Annotated in this window: 15 protein-coding genes; 5 read left to right on the forward strand and 10 right to left on the reverse strand. The window is 35.2% G+C overall.

What is annotated here, in order from left to right:
* Positions 1–42 precede the first annotated feature (42 nt).
* A complete protein-coding gene (locus tag HRG09_RS08140; protein ID WP_174100314.1) occupies positions 43–1,233 on the reverse strand; it encodes a glycine C-acetyltransferase in 1,191 nt (396 codons plus the stop codon).
* A gap of 214 nt (positions 1,234–1,447) precedes the next feature.
* On the opposite strand from HRG09_RS08140, the gene HRG09_RS08145 reads away from it, so the two are divergent.
* A complete protein-coding gene (locus HRG09_RS08145) occupies positions 1,448–2,179 on the forward strand; it encodes a class I SAM-dependent DNA methyltransferase (RefSeq protein WP_174100315.1) in 732 nt (243 codons plus the stop codon).
* Positions 2,180–2,206: 27 nt separating this feature from the next.
* On the opposite strand, the gene HRG09_RS08150 is transcribed toward HRG09_RS08145, so the two are convergent.
* Genes HRG09_RS08150 through HRG09_RS08160 form a run of 3 tightly spaced genes read right to left on the reverse strand, consistent with a single transcriptional unit; the run spans position 2,207 to position 5,150 of the window.
* Entirely contained in the window at positions 2,207–3,034 is an 828-nt protein-coding gene (locus tag HRG09_RS08150; RefSeq protein ID WP_174100316.1) for an ABC transporter ATP-binding protein, read from the reverse strand.
* A gap of 56 nt (positions 3,035–3,090) precedes the next feature.
* Positions 3,091–4,149 carry a FecCD family ABC transporter permease gene (locus HRG09_RS08155; RefSeq protein WP_174100317.1) on the reverse strand — a complete coding sequence of 353 codons (1,059 nt, stop codon included), beginning with the start codon at positions 4,147–4,149 and terminating at the stop codon, positions 3,091–3,093.
* On the reverse strand, positions 4,146–5,150 hold the full coding sequence (locus tag HRG09_RS08160; protein WP_174100318.1) for a FecCD family ABC transporter permease: 1,005 nt from the start codon (positions 5,148–5,150) through the stop codon (positions 4,146–4,148). The genes HRG09_RS08155 and HRG09_RS08160 overlap by 4 nt, the downstream gene beginning before the upstream one ends.
* 173 nt (positions 5,151–5,323) lie before the next feature.
* On the opposite strand from HRG09_RS08160, the gene HRG09_RS08165 reads away from it, so the two are divergent.
* Both HRG09_RS08165 and HRG09_RS08170 read left to right on the forward strand, forming a co-directional pair.
* Entirely contained in the window at positions 5,324–6,292 is a 969-nt protein-coding gene (locus HRG09_RS08165; RefSeq protein WP_174100319.1) for an ABC transporter substrate-binding protein, read from the forward strand.
* Between the two features lie 382 nt (positions 6,293–6,674).
* Positions 6,675–8,066 carry a peptide MFS transporter gene (locus HRG09_RS08170; protein ID WP_174100320.1) on the forward strand — a complete coding sequence of 464 codons (1,392 nt, stop codon included), beginning with the start codon at positions 6,675–6,677 and terminating at the stop codon, positions 8,064–8,066.
* 45 nt (positions 8,067–8,111) lie between these two features.
* On the opposite strand, the gene HRG09_RS08175 is transcribed toward HRG09_RS08170, so the two are convergent.
* Together HRG09_RS08175 and HRG09_RS08180 are read right to left on the reverse strand one after the other, a co-directional pair.
* A complete protein-coding gene (locus HRG09_RS08175) occupies positions 8,112–8,291 on the reverse strand; it encodes an acid-soluble spore protein H (protein ID WP_098491134.1) in 180 nt (59 codons plus the stop codon).
* Between the two features lie 112 nt (positions 8,292–8,403).
* The gene (locus HRG09_RS08180) at positions 8,404–8,691 is read right to left on the reverse strand and encodes an ArsR/SmtB family transcription factor (protein ID WP_174100321.1); all 288 of its coding nucleotides are present in this window, start codon (positions 8,689–8,691) and stop codon (positions 8,404–8,406) included.
* Between the two features lie 379 nt (positions 8,692–9,070).
* On the opposite strand from HRG09_RS08180, the gene HRG09_RS08185 reads away from it, so the two are divergent.
* Both HRG09_RS08185 and HRG09_RS08190 read left to right on the forward strand, forming a co-directional pair.
* Entirely contained in the window at positions 9,071–9,634 is a 564-nt protein-coding gene (locus HRG09_RS08185; protein WP_217447961.1) for a TlpA disulfide reductase family protein, read from the forward strand.
* A gap of 343 nt (positions 9,635–9,977) precedes the next feature.
* Positions 9,978–11,600 carry a lactate permease LctP family transporter gene (locus HRG09_RS08190; RefSeq protein WP_174100322.1) on the forward strand — a complete coding sequence of 541 codons (1,623 nt, stop codon included), beginning with the start codon at positions 9,978–9,980 and terminating at the stop codon, positions 11,598–11,600.
* A 32-nt stretch (positions 11,601–11,632) separates the two neighbouring features.
* Here HRG09_RS08190 and HRG09_RS08195 read toward each other — a convergent pair whose 3' ends face one another.
* From HRG09_RS08195 to gloA2, 4 genes are all read right to left on the reverse strand, one after another.
* Positions 11,633–12,082: a VOC family protein gene (locus HRG09_RS08195; RefSeq protein ID WP_174100323.1), complete on the reverse strand. Its 450-nt coding sequence runs from the start codon at positions 12,080–12,082 to the stop codon at positions 11,633–11,635.
* 123 nt (positions 12,083–12,205) lie between these two features.
* On the reverse strand, positions 12,206–13,639 hold the full coding sequence (gene aspA / locus HRG09_RS08200) for an aspartate ammonia-lyase (RefSeq protein ID WP_174100324.1): 1,434 nt from the start codon (positions 13,637–13,639) through the stop codon (positions 12,206–12,208).
* A gap of 204 nt (positions 13,640–13,843) precedes the next feature.
* The gene (locus HRG09_RS08205; RefSeq protein WP_174100325.1) at positions 13,844–15,160 is read right to left on the reverse strand and encodes a hemolysin family protein; all 1,317 of its coding nucleotides are present in this window, start codon (positions 15,158–15,160) and stop codon (positions 13,844–13,846) included.
* Positions 15,161–15,322: 162 nt separating this feature from the next.
* On the reverse strand, positions 15,323–15,709 hold the full coding sequence (gloA2, locus tag HRG09_RS08210; protein WP_174100326.1) for an SMU1112c/YaeR family gloxylase I-like metalloprotein: 387 nt from the start codon (positions 15,707–15,709) through the stop codon (positions 15,323–15,325).
* Positions 15,710–15,755: the final 46 nt, after the last annotated feature.

Here is a 15,755-nt window from a genome sequence, read left to right on the forward strand (position 1 = left end):
TTCCCACTCCTCATTTGCAAGCTTTCAAAAGATGTAATTGTGTTAAATGATTCCCATTTCTTTGCCCACTTTTTCATACGTACGAATCGCTTCATCCAGCATTTCTTTCGTATGAGCTGCTGTTGGCATATTACGAACACGACCTGTTCCTTTTGCTACAGTCGGGAATACAATTGATTTCGCATAAACGCCTTCTTCATTTAGACGTTTACTGAACTCTTGTGTTAATACTTCATCACCAATAATACAAGGTGTAATTGGTGTTTCACTTTCTCCAATGTTAAAGCCAAGCTCTTTTAAACCTTGTTTTAAATAGCGACCATTTTCCCATAAGCGATCATGTAATTCCGTGCTTTCCATTAAAATTTCAATCGATCTCATACAAGCTGCTGCATCTGCCGGTGTTAGCGCTGTGGAGAATAAGAATGGACGTGAACGAACTTTTAACCAATCAATTAAGTTTTGTTTTCCTGCTACATATCCGCCAACTACCCCAATCGCTTTTGATAATGTACCAATTTGGAAATCTACTTTATCAGAAAGACCGAAATGTTTTACAGTACCTGCACCTTTTCCAAGTACACCTGAACCATGTGCATCATCTACATATGTCATTAAATCTAACTCTTCTGCAATTTCAACAATTTCTGGTAGTTTCGCAACATCACCATCCATTGAGAAGACGCCATCTGTAATAACCATCAATTTATTGTAAAGACCTGATTCCTTGGCCTCTGTTGCTTTTTTGCGCAAGTCTTCCATATCAGAATGTTTATACACAATAATTTTTGCTTTTGATAAACGACTACCGTCAATAATAGACGCATGGTTTAATTCATCAGAAAGAATTGCATCATTTTTATCCATAACAGCTGAAATCGCTGCCATATTACAGTTAAATCCTGATTGATATGCAATCGCTGCTTCTGTATGTTTGAACTTTGCAATTGTTTCTTCTAATTTGATATGCAAATCAAGAGTACCGTTAATTGTACGAACCGCTCCTGCACCAACGCCATACTTATGAATTGCCTCAATTGCTGCTTCTTGCAGGCGATTGTCTGTTGCTAAACCAAGATAGTTATTTGAAGATAAGTTAATATATTCTTTTCCGCCAATTGTAATGATTGGTCCATTTGGACTTTCTAGCGGATCGATTACGTTATAAAGCCCCTTTGCTTTTAAATCCTCTAAATTTTCTTCTAAAAAGTTTGCAAGTGTTTTACTAGACATCGTGAAGCCTCCCTATCGTTCATGTAAGCGAATTATTGTCTTAATAATGCTAATAATCCCTCTACTAGCTTAACACGTTTTCGAAATTTATTATAGAAAAATAGTTCGAAGAAAACGCTTACAACTCTAAATTATATATGATAAAACGACAGAAAGCTATCCTTTGCTTTTAAACTTTGATAGAATAGAGAAAATATTTTTTGGAGCTGAGAAAATGGCATTTACAGAATCTGAAGTGTATAATAATGATTCTTTTTTTGAACAGTATATGAAGCGCATATATCGAAATGATAATCCAAATGAAGCAATTGAAAAACCTACCTTATTGCAGCTCATCGGGGATATGAAAGGGAAGAACATTCTTGACTTAGGATGCGGTGATGCTAAATTTGGTGTGGAATTATTGCAAAAAGGATGTCTTTCTTACACAGGTATTGAAGGCTCTCACCTTATGTATACAGAAGCTGTACAACAACTAAAAAACGTAAATGGCACTGTCCATTTCATGAACCTCAAAGACTATACGTACCCTTCTTCTACTTTTGATCTCGTTACATCTAGACTCGCTCTTCACTATATTGATGATCTCGATATTATTTTTCAAAACATCTATCAAACCTTAAAAACAGATGGCACTTTCACCTTTAGTGTGCAACATCCCGTTATTACTTCTTCTTTTGAGAGCTTACAATCTGGTAGTACACGTACAAATTGGCTCATTGACGATTATTTTAAAAGCGGGAAACGTGTAGAACCGTGGATCGATCAAGAAGTAATCAAATATCATCGTACTACTGAACAATACTTCATTCTCTTACAACAAGCTGGTTTTACAATTACAGACTTACGAGAAGCAACACCAAAGCGGCGACATTTCCAAAATGAAGAAGAATATACGAGGAGATTGCGTATTCCCCTCTTTCTCTTATTTTCTTGTAAAAAATAAAAAAGCGATGAAATTTCATCGCTTTTTTCATTTCACTACTTGCGCTACTTGCGGAAGTAAACATCTTCCTCTTCCCTGCGGAATGCATAGCGGTGTTCCAAATAACGGATCTGTCGTAATTTGACACTCCATGCGGAATACGTCACGAACTAGCTTGCAGTCAATAATTTCTTCTGGCTTACCTTGCGCATAAATTTGTTTATCTTGAATGGCTACAATATTGTCTGCATAGCGGCAAGCTAAGTTTAAATCATGCAGTACCATAACGATTGTTCTTTGTTCAGTTTCATTTAATTCGAATAACAAATCAAGTACTTCAATTTGATGTGTCATATCTAAATATGTTGTTGGCTCATCTAACAAAATAATATCCGTATCTTGTGCAAGCGTCATCGCAATCCAAGCACGCTGACGTTGTCCACCTGAAAGTGCGTGAACATCACGCTCAGCAAATTCAGTCATACCTGTTGCTGCAAGCGCCTTTTGTACCATTTCCTCATCTTTTTCTGACCATTGTTTAAGCCATGTTTGATATGGATAACGCCCTTGTTTTACAAGCTGAAGCACAGTTAGCCCTTCTGGAGCTTGAGGACCTTGCGGTAAAATTGCCATTTGCCGAGCGATTTGCTTCGTTTGCATATTTTGAATTGCTTTATCCTCTAGTAAAATATCACCTGATGTTGGTTTTAGTAAACGAGCAAGCGAACGTAATAAAGTTGATTTTCCGCAGCCGTTAGAGCCGATAAAAATCGAAATTTTTCCTTTTGGAATCTCTAGATTTAACTCATTAATAATAATTGTTTCACCATAAGACAATGTTAACGTTTTAGTCTCTAATGCTTTTTGCATGTTCATCTCCCTTTACTCCGTTTTCTTAGTAGACAAGGAATCGTCTATGTACTTCTTTACCTTTATGAATTTCGACTTTTATAAAGTAAATAAATAAAATACGGAGCACCGATTGCTGATGTAAATACACCTGCTGGAACTTCAAGCGGAGCAAAGACTGTGCGTCCAATCAAATCAGCAGCAAGTACTAAAATTGCCCCAACAACAGCGGCAACTGGAAGTAATGCACCATATAAAGAACCAACTAACCTGCTTGAAATATGCGGTGCCATTAAACCAACAAATCCAATTCCACCTGCAAAAGCAACCGCTCCACCAATTAATGCTGTACTAAGAAGCAAGAGGAAAAATCTTGATTTCGTTAAACCAATACCAAGTCCTACAGCAATATCATCACCAAGTTCTTGGGCATTTAAATGTCTCGCTGCTATAAATGCAACCACTGTTAGAATAAGGACCCAAGGTGCTAACACTCCTACGTTTTGCCAAGAAGACCCATAAACAGTACCAGTAATCCACACATTTGCTTGACTCGCTTGATAGATTGGTGCTAACAACATAAATAATGTTGTCGCAGCTTTCGTTAGTGCCCAAAACCCAACACCAATTAGAACAAGACTAATCGCCGATAATCCATCATTTCTCCATGCAAATAAATAAACAAAAAAGGCAACGATGGTTGCCCCAATAAAGGCCGCCAACGGCATATAATGAATGCTTACTGTTAATGCATTGTTTTTATCACTAAATATAGCTAGAAATAGTACAACTGCAACACTTGCACCACCTGTAATCCCAATAATATCAGGAGAAGCAAGCGGATTGCGAACGAGCCCTTGTAAAATACATCCAGCTACAGCAAGAGCTATTCCGACAAGAATTGCAATTAAAATACGCGGCATACGGAACTTATTTACAACCATATTAGACATCGCATCACCGTTTCCAGTAATTGCTTGCCACACATCATATGGGGCAATCTTCATCTCCCCCATACCTGCGCTTGCAAAAAATAATCCAATTAAAACAATGAATAACCCTAACAAGACGAGACAAGCTCGTTTATACATTAAAAACGAGAGGCCGTCTTTTCCCATACGAAACGGAATATACTTCTTCATTTGCTGAGCCCTCTCTTACGTGCGATATAGATAAAGAATGGTGCACCAATAAATGCTGTCATAACCCCTACTGGTACTTCTTGTGGCATGATCACGTATCTCGCTCCAATATCTGCAAGAAGTAATAATATAGCACCTAACAACCCACTATACGGTACCCTCCAGCGATGATCTACACCAACAAGTGCTCTTGCAAAATGAGGTATAATAATCCCCACAAATCCAATTGGACCAGCAACCGCAACCGAGCCACCTGACAGTAATACAATAATGAGTAACACTAGTGATTTCATCAAAACGGTTCTTTGCCCTAATCCTTTTGCAACGTCTTCTCCCATCATTAATGTATTTACTTTCCCTGCCATTAAAAGAGACGCAATCCATCCTATTAATAAGTAGGGGAATACAGATTGCAGTATTTCTAACTTTCTTCCTTGAACAGAACCTGCTAACCAAAATAGTACTTCTTCTAATGCTTGCTCGTTTAATATGAGCAGACCTTGTGTTAAGGATGAGAATAAAGCACTAATTGCTACCCCTGCCAAGGTTAATTTGAGAGGAGTTGTCCCTTCTTTTCCTAAAGAGCTAGAAGCAAATACAAGTGCTGCAGCAACTGCTGCGCCTAAAAAAGCGATCCACGTAAACGCTGATAAAGATGAAATCGAAAAAACAACAATGGCTACAACAATGAAAAAGGCAGCACCTGAGTTTAATCCGATAAAATCTGGGGCAGCAAGCGGATTTTTTGTTAAAGTTTGCATAAAGCAACCAGCGATGGCTAAACTAGCACCGACACTAGCAGCAATAAGTGCACGTGGTAAACGTACATTTTGAATAATAATATGTTCATTCGAACCATCAAAATGGAAAAAAGCATCCAACGCTAATTTCCCACTTGTATTTGTATATCCAAAAATAATACTTCCCCAAATACAAGCAATAACTGCAATGATTCCAACAAATAATCCAACCCATCTTGCCTGATTTGTTTTTAATAACATGCAGCGTTTCTCCTTCAATGTATAATGATACGTTGTTAGTGTATTGCAACTTAATTTACGTTGTCAATGATAATAATTATTAATGTCAATTATTACTATTGACATTACATTTTTAAAACCGTATTATCAATTTCGACATTGAAAATTATTCTCAATATATAGGGGGATACATAATGAATTTCATCAAACAAAAATCATTTGTATTATTTGTATTTGTGTTATCATTTTCACTTCTTTTAGGGGCATGTGGTAAATCTGATAACAAGGCTGAGGAGCCTAAAAAAGAAGAAAAGAAAGAAATGGTTACTGTAGAACATGCAATGGGTAAAACGGAAGTTCCTGCAAATCCAAAGCGTGTTGTTATTTTAACAAATGAAGGAGCAGAAGCTTTACTTACTCTTGGTGTTACACCAGTTGGTGCTGTAAATCCACCTACTAGCGACTCATGGTATCCACATATGAAAGATAAAATGAAGGATGTAAAATCTGTCGGTAACGAAAGTCAAGTCAACGTCGAAGCAATTGCTGCTTTAAAACCTGATTTAATTATCGGTAATAAAATGCGTCAAGAAAAAGTGTACGAGCAGCTAAATGGTATCGCTCCTACTGTCTTTGCAGAAACATTACGTGGTGAATGGAAAGATAACTTTAAATTTTATGCAAAAGCATTGAATAAAGATAAAGAAGGTCAAAAAGTATTAGCTGATTACGACAAACGTATCAAAGACTTAAAAGGAAAACTTGGAGATAAAGTAAATCAAGAAATTTCTATGGTACGCTTTATGCCTGGTGATGTTCGTATTTATCATGGAGATACATTCTCTGGGGTTATTTTAAAAGAACTTGGTTTCAAACGTCCTGGTGATCAAAACAAAAATGACTTTGCAGAGCGTAACGTATCTAAAGAGCGTATCCCTGCAATGGATGGCGATATCATCTTCTACTTCACTTACAATCAAGGAAATGAGAAAAAGGGTTCTGAATTAGAGAAAGAATATATCAATGATCCTCTATTCAAAAACTTAAATGCTTCCAAAAACGGTAAAGTATATCAAGTTGACGATGTAATCTGGAATACAGCTGGTGGTGTAATGGCTGCAAACTTAATGCTAGATGACATTGAAAAACGTTTTACAAAATAATACTTTTCTAAAACAGCTTCCCTTTCGGAAGCTGTTTTTATTTCACCTTTACGAAAGTGTCACATTATTTCATTTTGTATTTTTATTCCCTATATGTTATATTATAAAAGTAAATAAAATGTATTTTCTATATACCAGAAAAATTTTTATAATCTAAATTTTCTGATTTATCATTATTTTAGTTTCTTTTTGAACTTCAAATACTACATTTGAAAACGCTTATTATTAATTTTTCAGGGTAAAATACAGTAACAGATAAACACTCAATAGATTATTTAAGAAATTTTCTTGCTATTCCCATATAATTCTATTGACTTCTAAATATTTTGTAAATTAAAATGATTACATAAATATCCGTTATACAGGATTAGGGGGAAACAATATGGATGCAGCTTTAAAAGTAGAAAAAGCTGGAGGGCAACAATCACCAAAAAAACATCCACCTGGATTATATTTGTTGTTCTTAACAGAAATGTGGGAAAGATTTAGTTATTACGGAATGCGTGGTCTTTTAGTTCTTTATTTAACAACAACTGTTGTAAGTGGAGGACTTGGATTTGATAAGGCTTTCGCAGTGCAATTATACGGAATTTTCACAGCTTTAGTATATTTCACACCGATTATTGGTGGATGGTTAACTGACCACTTTATTACAAGACGTCATGCAATTACTCTTGGCGGTATTATCATGGCACTTGGTAACTTTGTACTATTTTCAATGAATACAAAAACTGGACTCTTTTTAGGATTAACACTCTTAGTTATTGGTAATGGATTCTTTAAACCAAATATTTCTACACTTTTAGGTGAACTGTATGGCGAAAATGATTCACGTCGTGACAGTGCTTTCACAATCTTTTACATGGGTATCAACGTAGGAGCTTTCTTTGCACCACTTATTTGTGGTTTCCTAGCAGAAGATTTCTTTAAAACAAGCGTTGATGGCGTTATGGTTATGGGTTATAAATACGGGTTCCTTGCAGCTTGTATCGGTATGATTATCGGACAGATTTTCTTTAACCTATTAGCTCCTCGTTACCTTGGTAAAGCAGGAACAACAGTTGTAGGTAAAAAATCAAAAGACAAAAACGCAACAGTAATTGAGAAAAAACCTTTAACAAAACAAGAAAAGAACCGTACTTGGGCAATCGTTATTTTAACTTGCTTCGTAGTTTTCTTCTGGGCAGGTTTTGAACAAGCCGGTAGTTCCTTAACACTATATACAAACACTTTTGTTGATCGCACAATTTTCGGATGGGAAGTTCCAACATCTTGGTTCCAATCTGTTAACCCAGCGTTTATCGTACTATTCGCACCATTTGTATCTATGTTATGGATAAAACTATCTAAAACAAAAAATGGTGACTTAAAAGTTCCAACAAAAATGGCACTTGGTATGATTTTACTAGGAATTGGCTATCTTGTTTTAACCTTAGCTGTTCTGAAAACTGGTAGCGACGAAGCAAATATTGCTACGAAAGCAAACTTATTATTCATCGTCTTCACATACATGTTCCATACAATTGGTGAATTATTCTTATCACCAATCGGTCTATCAATGGTAAGTGCAATTGCTCCTGTAAAATTAGCATCTCTATTAATGGGAGTATGGTTAGCAGGTTCTGGTATGGCGAACTATTTAGCTGGTGCACTAGCTGCTTTCACACAATCTTTAGGATATCTGGAAGTATTCGCAAGTATTGGTATTATCGTAATTGTACTTGGTCTAGTACTCCTTATGTTCTCTAAGAAAATTGCACGTATGATGGAATAATTAAATCAATAAAAAGAGAGTCTCTCGTATGTGAGAGACTCTCTTTTATTTCTCTTCTAACGCTGTAACATCCACTTGCACTGTTTCATGTGGTGTTTTCACATCATGTACATTCGCAACTCCACTTCCCTCATCACAGCTTTCAATCCATACTGGTACACCTTGATACGTAACATCAATTCTGCTTGAAGACGACAAAATTTGTTTTACACGCTTTACATCCATTATTTATTCCTCCTTCTATTCATTACACTTCCTAGCTTTCCATATTTTCAAAACTCTATTCCATTAAAAAATCCGTGTATTTCTACACGGATTTTTCCATAATATTCAAATTTTACGAAAATAATGTTTTTACAACTTCACTTACTTTCTCATTATGCACTTGATAATATACTTCTAAGCCACGTCTTTCAAAACGAACAACTTTATTTTGCTTTAATTTCGTTAAATGCTGTGAAACAGTTGATTGCGGAATTTCTAATACTTCCTGCAATTGTGTTACGTTACAAGTTCCACGCTCCATCAACTCCATTACTAGGCGAAGACGAAGTGGGTGAGCTAACGCTCGTAGCATTTGTACATCCTCTTCTGAAATACGACAATCAAATTGATTTTGATTCATAAAGTTCCCCTCATTTTTTCATTTTTATTTTCTCTTTATTTATCTTTATATATTTGTTTTTATATTTCCTGTTACGACACAACTTTATCAACCTAAAATAAAAAAATTATTTCCTCCTTTTATCAACATACAATTAAGGGCAAAAATACCTGTTGATTTTGAATATTATACTACACCGTTTAGTAAAAAAGCAAAACATACAGATAGGAATACTTTGCTTCTAAATGTTGATTTATCAACCTTTTTGTTATATTTCGCCCCCCCATAATCCTCTCGTAATAATATTGTAAGATATTGTTCTTACATGATATATCACTGTAATCTTTTTTAATGATTTGACCTATAAAAATCACTTTGTTACGATGAGAGGAGTGAAATTTTGGTAAAGGGAGGAATTATTATTAAAAAATGGCTAATAATATGCTTCATTAGTATTGCACTTGGTTATACAATTATCCAAAACTTTCTATTAAAAGATAAAGAAGAACAAAAATCCCAAACAGAAAATATCACAATTGGAACAGAGCTTGGTAATGTCGCTCCTAATTTCCTCTTACAAACAGTCGATGGAAAAGAAGTACATCTCACAGATTATAAAGGAAAAAAAATATTATTAAATTTTTGGGCCAGTTGGTGCGGTCCGTGTAAAATAGAAATGCCGGACATGGAAAAATTCTATATAGATATGAAGGGAAAAGGTATTGAGGTTATCGCTATAAATGCAACTGCTAGTGAAAAAAGTCCAGATCATGTAAAACAATTTCTCCAAGAAAACAAATATACTTTTCCCGTTCTATTCGATATACAAGGACAAGCAAACGCAACATATCAAATCATGAGCATCCCTACCTCCTTCATTCTTGATGAAAAAGGCATCATTCACTTTAAACATGTAGGACCAATGACATATGAAAATATGGTCAAGTATATGGACAGTTTATAAATCGCTGCTATGAAGACAACGAGAACCTACATTTTTCTTTCTCTATTTTAACTTGGCAGTGACGGGAAAATGTTCTAGCCGGATCCTCTCTCCCACCTAAATAGAATGAGTTTGTTTCTTATATAGGAATCGTGTACTTTCTATACACGATTCTTCTTTTTGTCCAGTTTATGAACAAAATGTAGCGGAATTTTTACAGTTAACACTATTATGGAATAATTATACTTTTTTACGTTGACAATAGTGTTGAGCAGGGATATACTTAGCAATGTAAGTTAATTGTGAATAATTTCACAAATAATGTGAATATCTTCACATATTATAGATAGGAGTTGTCATTATTATGGGTAATTGGACACAAATTTATGATCCGTTAAACAACATTTGGTTATCAGCACTTGTCGCTGCTCTTCCAATCTTATTCTTTGTCCTTTGTTTAACAGTATTTAAGATCAAAGGATATTTATCAGGGCTTTACAGCGTAATTTTAGCAATCATTCTTTCCATATTTGTTTACAAAATGCCTGCAACTATGGCAGTATCATCCGCTGCATTTGGAGTAGCAGCTGGTTTTTATCCAATTTGTACAATCGTTATTGCAGCCATTTTTCTTTACAAATTAACAGTAAAAACTGAGCAATTTAACGTTATTCGTGACAGCATTTCCAGTATTACAAGCGACCGTCGTCTTCAAGTCTTATTAATTGCTTATTCATTCGGTGCTTTCTTAGAAGGTGCAGCTGGTTTTGGTGTACCAGTTGCAATTACAGCCGCATTACTTGTAGGTATGGGATTTGATCCATTAAAAGCAGCAGGTATTTGTTTAGTTGCAAATATTGCTGGTGGTGCAATGGGGGCAATGGGTATTCCTGTTACAGTACCTGCTCAATTAACACAAATGGATGCATTAACTGTTGGTCGTCAGACTGTAACATTATTACCTTTCATTAGTTTTGTATTACCATTCTTACTTGTTGCAATGGTAGATGGTCTTAAAGGTATTAAAGAGACTTGGCAAGGTATCCTTGTAAGTGGTGGTTCATTTGCCATTACACAATTTGTTGTAACATATTTCCTTGGTGCTGAATTAACTGATATTTTCGCAGCTGTTGTCAGCATGGTTGCATTAGCTTTATTCTTACGTGTATGGCAACCAAAATCTTCAGATCAATCTAGCTCTGGAAAAGTTGAAAAACATAGTTACACAATGAAACAAATTTTATATGCTTGGTCACCATTTGCTTTCTTAACTGCATTCGTAACAATTTTCAATCTAAAAGCAATTAAAGGTTTATTCGCTCCAGATGGTGCATTAGGAAGCTTAGTATGGAATATTCAAGTTCCTGGTTTACACAACCATGTTATTAAAACAACACCAATTGTAAATGCAGATACACCATTTGCAGCAATCTTCAAACTAGATGTATTTTCATCTACAACTACTGCAATTGTATTAGCAATTATCGTATCCCTACTTGTATATCGTGCAAAAGGTCAAATGATTAAAGAATTAACTATTGAAACATTAAAAGAACTAAAAACTCCAATTTATACAATTTGTAGTGTAATTGCATTAGCATATGTAACAAACTATTCTGGTATGTCTTCTACTCTTGGACTAGCTTTATCATCTACAGGTGATGCTTTCCCAGTCTTATCTCCAATCTTAGGTTGGATCGGCGTATTCTTAACTGGCTCAGTAGTATCAAGCGGTTCATTATTCGCACCACTTCAAGCAGTAACAGCCGACCAATTAGACATCGTGCCATCTACACTTGTTGCATTAAACGTAGTCGGCGGTACAATGGCAAAAATGGTTTCACCACAATCCGTAGCAGTTGCGTGTGCAGCAGTTGGACTAGTTGGTAAAGAATCTGCTCTATTTAAAACAGCAATGAAATATAGCTTAATCTTCTTAGCAATCATTAGCTTACTTCAACTTAACGCTGTGTTTAATATCTTTTAAAATATAAAGGCTGATGACTCGTTCATCAGCCTTTATTTCTTTTTTCTCTTTAACCATTCACTCAGATATAGTACTTCACTAGTTCCAATTGATTCTTCATCTAACCTTGCGTTAAACTCTAAACTATTTCCATCTAAATCATAAAAATAAACAGCCGCCGATGGCATCCAATCATGTACAATTGGCTCAATTGGTTCTTTTTTAAAGCTTTTTCTTAGTTTTATCCCTCTTTCTTGTAACCACTCATTTGCCCTTTTTAAATCTTCTAACGTTACTCCAAAAGCAAAATGATTTGTTCTTATCTTTTCTCCCTCTGCAACTTCCCATACTCCTAACATTTGTTTCTCTTCTCCCACATAGAAAAATGCACATCTTCTTTCTTCTATTTTATGTGCAAGAACAATTCCTAATCCTTCATAAAATTCAATTGATTTTTCTAACTGCTTAACCTGCACATGCGTTTCATAAATAGATTGAATCATTTTTCTCCCCCTTTTATAATGAAGGCTTTCCTTCATTATAAAAAGCTTCTCACTTTTAACCATCATGAATAAGGATGAGAATACATCATACTTTTGTATGAAAAAATCCCGATACACAGAGTATCAGGATTTTTTATTCTTTAATAGCGACGCTCCTGCAATCTCAGGATGCGTCATTTCATATGGATCTAAAATAATATCCAATTCTTCTGCTGTTAACACACCATGTTCTAAGCAAAGTTCACGGACTGATTTGCCTGTTTTAATTGCCTCACGTGCAATACTAGAAGCTGCTTCATATCCAATATGAGGGTTCACTGCCGTAATAATTCCAACGCTTTTCTCAACATATTGTTTTAACAACTCTTCATTTGCAGTAATCCCTTTAATACAGTACTCACGGAATACGCGGAATGCGTTATTCATAATACTAATAGATTGAATTAAATTAAATACTAATACTGGCTCCATTACATTTAATTCTAATTGCCCTGCTTCTGATGCTAAACATATTGTATGATCATTTCCAATGACTTGGAAGGCAACTTGGTTAATCACTTCTGCCATCACCGGATTTACTTTCCCCGGCATAATAGATGATCCTGGTTGACGAGCTGGTAATTGAATTTCAGCTAATCCAACGCGTGGACCAGATGCCATAATACGCAAGTCATTTGCAATTTTAGACATATTCATCATACATACTTTGAGCGATGCAGATACTTCTGTATACGCATCTGTATTTTGCGTTGCATCCACTAAATGTTCGGCGCCAACAAGCGGAAATCCACTAATGCTGCATAAATGTTTTACAACCTGCTTAATATAAGTTGGATTTGCATTTAAACCTGTTCCAACAGCTGTCGCTCCCATATTTACTTCATATAAGTGCTGACGAGATTGTTTTATTCGTTTTAGATCACGTTCAAGCACACGACTATAGGCTTCAAACTCTTGACCAAGGCGAATTGGAACTGCATCTTGCAAATGTGTACGTCCCATTTTAATTACATGATCAAATTCTTTTGCTTTATCAGCAAACGCATGATGAAGTGCATCCATTGTAATAAGAAGCTCTTCTAACATGATAAGCGTCGCAATATGAATTCCTGTCGGAAAAGCATCATTTGTTGATTGTGCCATGTTCACATGTGTATTTGGACTAATTATTGCATAATTTCCCTTTTCATAACCTAATCGTTCTAATGCACGGTTTGCAATAACTTCATTTGTATTCATATTAATGGAAGTTCCTGCACCGCCTTGAATCGGATCTACAATAAACTGCTCATAAAACTTTCCGTCAATAATTTCCTGAGCTGCTTCTACAATTTCTTTCCCAATATTCTCTTGCAAATAACCTGTCTCCATATTTGCAAGTGCCGCAGCTTTTTTAACCATTGCCATTGCTTGAATTAATGACCCATGAATACGATATCCTGTAATCGGAAAGTTCTCTACAGCACGTAATGTTTGAACACCATAATAAGCTGCATTAGGCACTTCTTTTTCACCTAAAAAATCTTTTTCTATACGTACGTTTTTCGTTGCTATCATTTTTCATCACCTATACTTTTCATTCTAATCGATGACCTAAAAACCTTTTCTATGAAAATATGATTTTTGTAAGATATATATTTTCATATCTTTCTTCACTATAGTGTACCTCTCTTGAAAGCGCAAACATTATTACGTTTCTACAAAATCACCTATTAAAATTTTAACCGGTGGGAGTTCCCCCTTCCCACTGATTTATAAAAGTTAGGCAATTGCTGTATCTTCTGCTTCAACTTTCTTTATTTCCACCCGTTTAATTTGATGCATATCTTTTTCGAGAACTTTGAATATCCAACCATTTGTCTCAATAATATCTCCCTCAGTAATGATTTGTTTTTGCATCATAATCCAACCACCGATTGTGTCTACATCATCAGCAATTAAATGTAAACCGAGCAAGTCATTTACTTCACTAATGAGTACTTTTCCGTCTACAATTTTATATGTGTCACTTCTATGCTCGATAGGCGGATGTTCATCTTCATCATACTCATCGCGGATTTCACCAACAATCTCCTCTAAAATATCTTCAAGTGTAACAATTCCTGCCGTTCCTCCATATTCATCATATAAAATTGCAAGCGGAATACGTCTTTTTTGCATTTGCAATAACAAATCATGAATTGGGATATTTTCCAACACTTCAATAACAGGTCTTGTATAAGGAACAATGGAGCATTCTTCATTTCGACCACCGTCCATATAACGAATAAATAAATCCTTTACATTAACCATCCCAATAATTTCATCTTTATCTTCTCCAAATACAGGATATCTTGTATACTTTTCTTGACCAATCACTTTAATATGTGTCTCAAACGGTTCATCTTCATATAAACCAACAATTTCAGTACGCGGGACCATAATTTCTTTTGCTATTCGGTTATCGAATTCAAAAATATTATTTACATATTTAAACTCAGCCTGATTAATTTCTCCGCTTTCATAACTCTCTGATAAAATAAGTCTTAATTCCTCTTCTGAATGTGCAACTTCATGCTCAGAAGCCGGATGTAATCCAAATAGGCCAGTCACAAGACGAGCTGATCCATTTAGGGCCCAAATAAACGGATACATAATACGATAAAAATAAATGAGCGGCTGAGCTAATAACAAGCTTACTTGCTCTGCTTTTTGAATGGCAAATGTTTTTGGCGCTAACTCTCCGATTACAACATGCAAAAATGTAATCACGGCAAATGCAATAATAAACGATATAGTGCTTGCAATTACCGGTGAAATTTCAAACTTTAAAAATAACGGTTCCAATAAATGCTTTATCGTTGGTTCACCTAACCACCCTAGTCCTAGCGCTGTAATTGTAATTCCAAGCTGACATGCTGATAAATATTCGTCTAAATTGGAAATCACTTTCTTAGCTGCTAGTGCCCCTCGTTTTTTTTCTCCTACAAGCTGATCAATACGACTACTACGGACTTTTATAATCGCAAATTCAACTGCCACAAAAAAACCAGTTAATGCAATGAGAATAACAACCATGATTAATTTAGCAATTTCCAAAGAACACCTTTAGCTTTTTCTTAGCTAAAGTTACACCTCCTTTTTAAAAGAAGTTTTCTCTCCCTCAAAGTAGCTGATTGAATGGAAAACGGATGGAAGCTTCACTTTGTTCTTATTTTCTTCATTTGTCAAAAAGCAAACCTATATAAAATTCCCCAATTTTCAATCCTCATATAATTCTAATGGTAAACAATCCGGATCTTGGAAAAACACAAATCGTCTTCCTGTTATTTCATCAACACGTATTGGTTCCGTATCTACTCCACATTGATTTAAATGTCTAACTGCCTCTTGTATATCCGTAACAGCAAATGCTAAATGTCTCAGACCAGCTGCTTCAGGGAAACTTTGGCGCTTTGGTGGATTTGGAAATGAAAATAACTCAATCTGATATTGTTTCCCTACACGCAAATCTAATTTATAAGAATTTCTTTCTTTCCTGTATAGCTCATTTACTACTTCAAATCCTAAAATCTTCGTATAAAATTCTTTAGATATTTTATATTTAGAACAAATAATTGCAATATGATGCACTTTAGATATAATCACGTTCTATTTCATTCCTCTCTTTACCAAACATGTATATTCTCTCTTG

This window comes from Bacillus sp. Xin1 (genome assembly GCF_013314535.1).
GTDB lineage: Bacteria > Bacillota > Bacilli > Bacillales > Bacillaceae_G > Bacillus_A.

What these genes read in the sequence shown, in the direction of transcription:
- HRG09_RS08140 (WP_174100314.1), bottom strand. Translation starts at nt 1,233, where the DNA reads ATGTCTAGTAAAACACTTGCAAACTTTTTAGAAGAAAATTTAGAGGAT.
- HRG09_RS08145 (WP_174100315.1), top strand. Translation starts at nt 1,448, where the DNA reads ATGGCATTTACAGAATCTGAAGTGTATAATAATGATTCTTTTTTTGAA.
- HRG09_RS08150 (WP_174100316.1), bottom strand. Translation starts at nt 3,034, where the DNA reads ATGAACATGCAAAAAGCATTAGAGACTAAAACGTTAACATTGTCTTAT.
- HRG09_RS08155 (WP_174100317.1), bottom strand. Translation starts at nt 4,149, where the DNA reads ATGAAGAAGTATATTCCGTTTCGTATGGGAAAAGACGGCCTCTCGTTT.
- HRG09_RS08160 (WP_174100318.1), bottom strand. Translation starts at nt 5,150, where the DNA reads ATGTTATTAAAAACAAATCAGGCAAGATGGGTTGGATTATTTGTTGGA.
- HRG09_RS08165 (WP_174100319.1), top strand. Translation starts at nt 5,324, where the DNA reads ATGAATTTCATCAAACAAAAATCATTTGTATTATTTGTATTTGTGTTA.
- HRG09_RS08170 (WP_174100320.1), top strand. Translation starts at nt 6,675, where the DNA reads ATGGATGCAGCTTTAAAAGTAGAAAAAGCTGGAGGGCAACAATCACCA.
- HRG09_RS08175 (WP_098491134.1), bottom strand. Translation starts at nt 8,291, where the DNA reads ATGGATGTAAAGCGTGTAAAACAAATTTTGTCGTCTTCAAGCAGAATT.
- HRG09_RS08180 (WP_174100321.1), bottom strand. Translation starts at nt 8,691, where the DNA reads ATGAATCAAAATCAATTTGATTGTCGTATTTCAGAAGAGGATGTACAA.
- HRG09_RS08190 (WP_174100322.1), top strand. Translation starts at nt 9,978, where the DNA reads ATGGGTAATTGGACACAAATTTATGATCCGTTAAACAACATTTGGTTA.
- HRG09_RS08195 (WP_174100323.1), bottom strand. Translation starts at nt 12,082, where the DNA reads ATGATTCAATCTATTTATGAAACGCATGTGCAGGTTAAGCAGTTAGAA.
- aspA (WP_174100324.1), bottom strand. Translation starts at nt 13,639, where the DNA reads ATGATAGCAACGAAAAACGTACGTATAGAAAAAGATTTTTTAGGTGAA.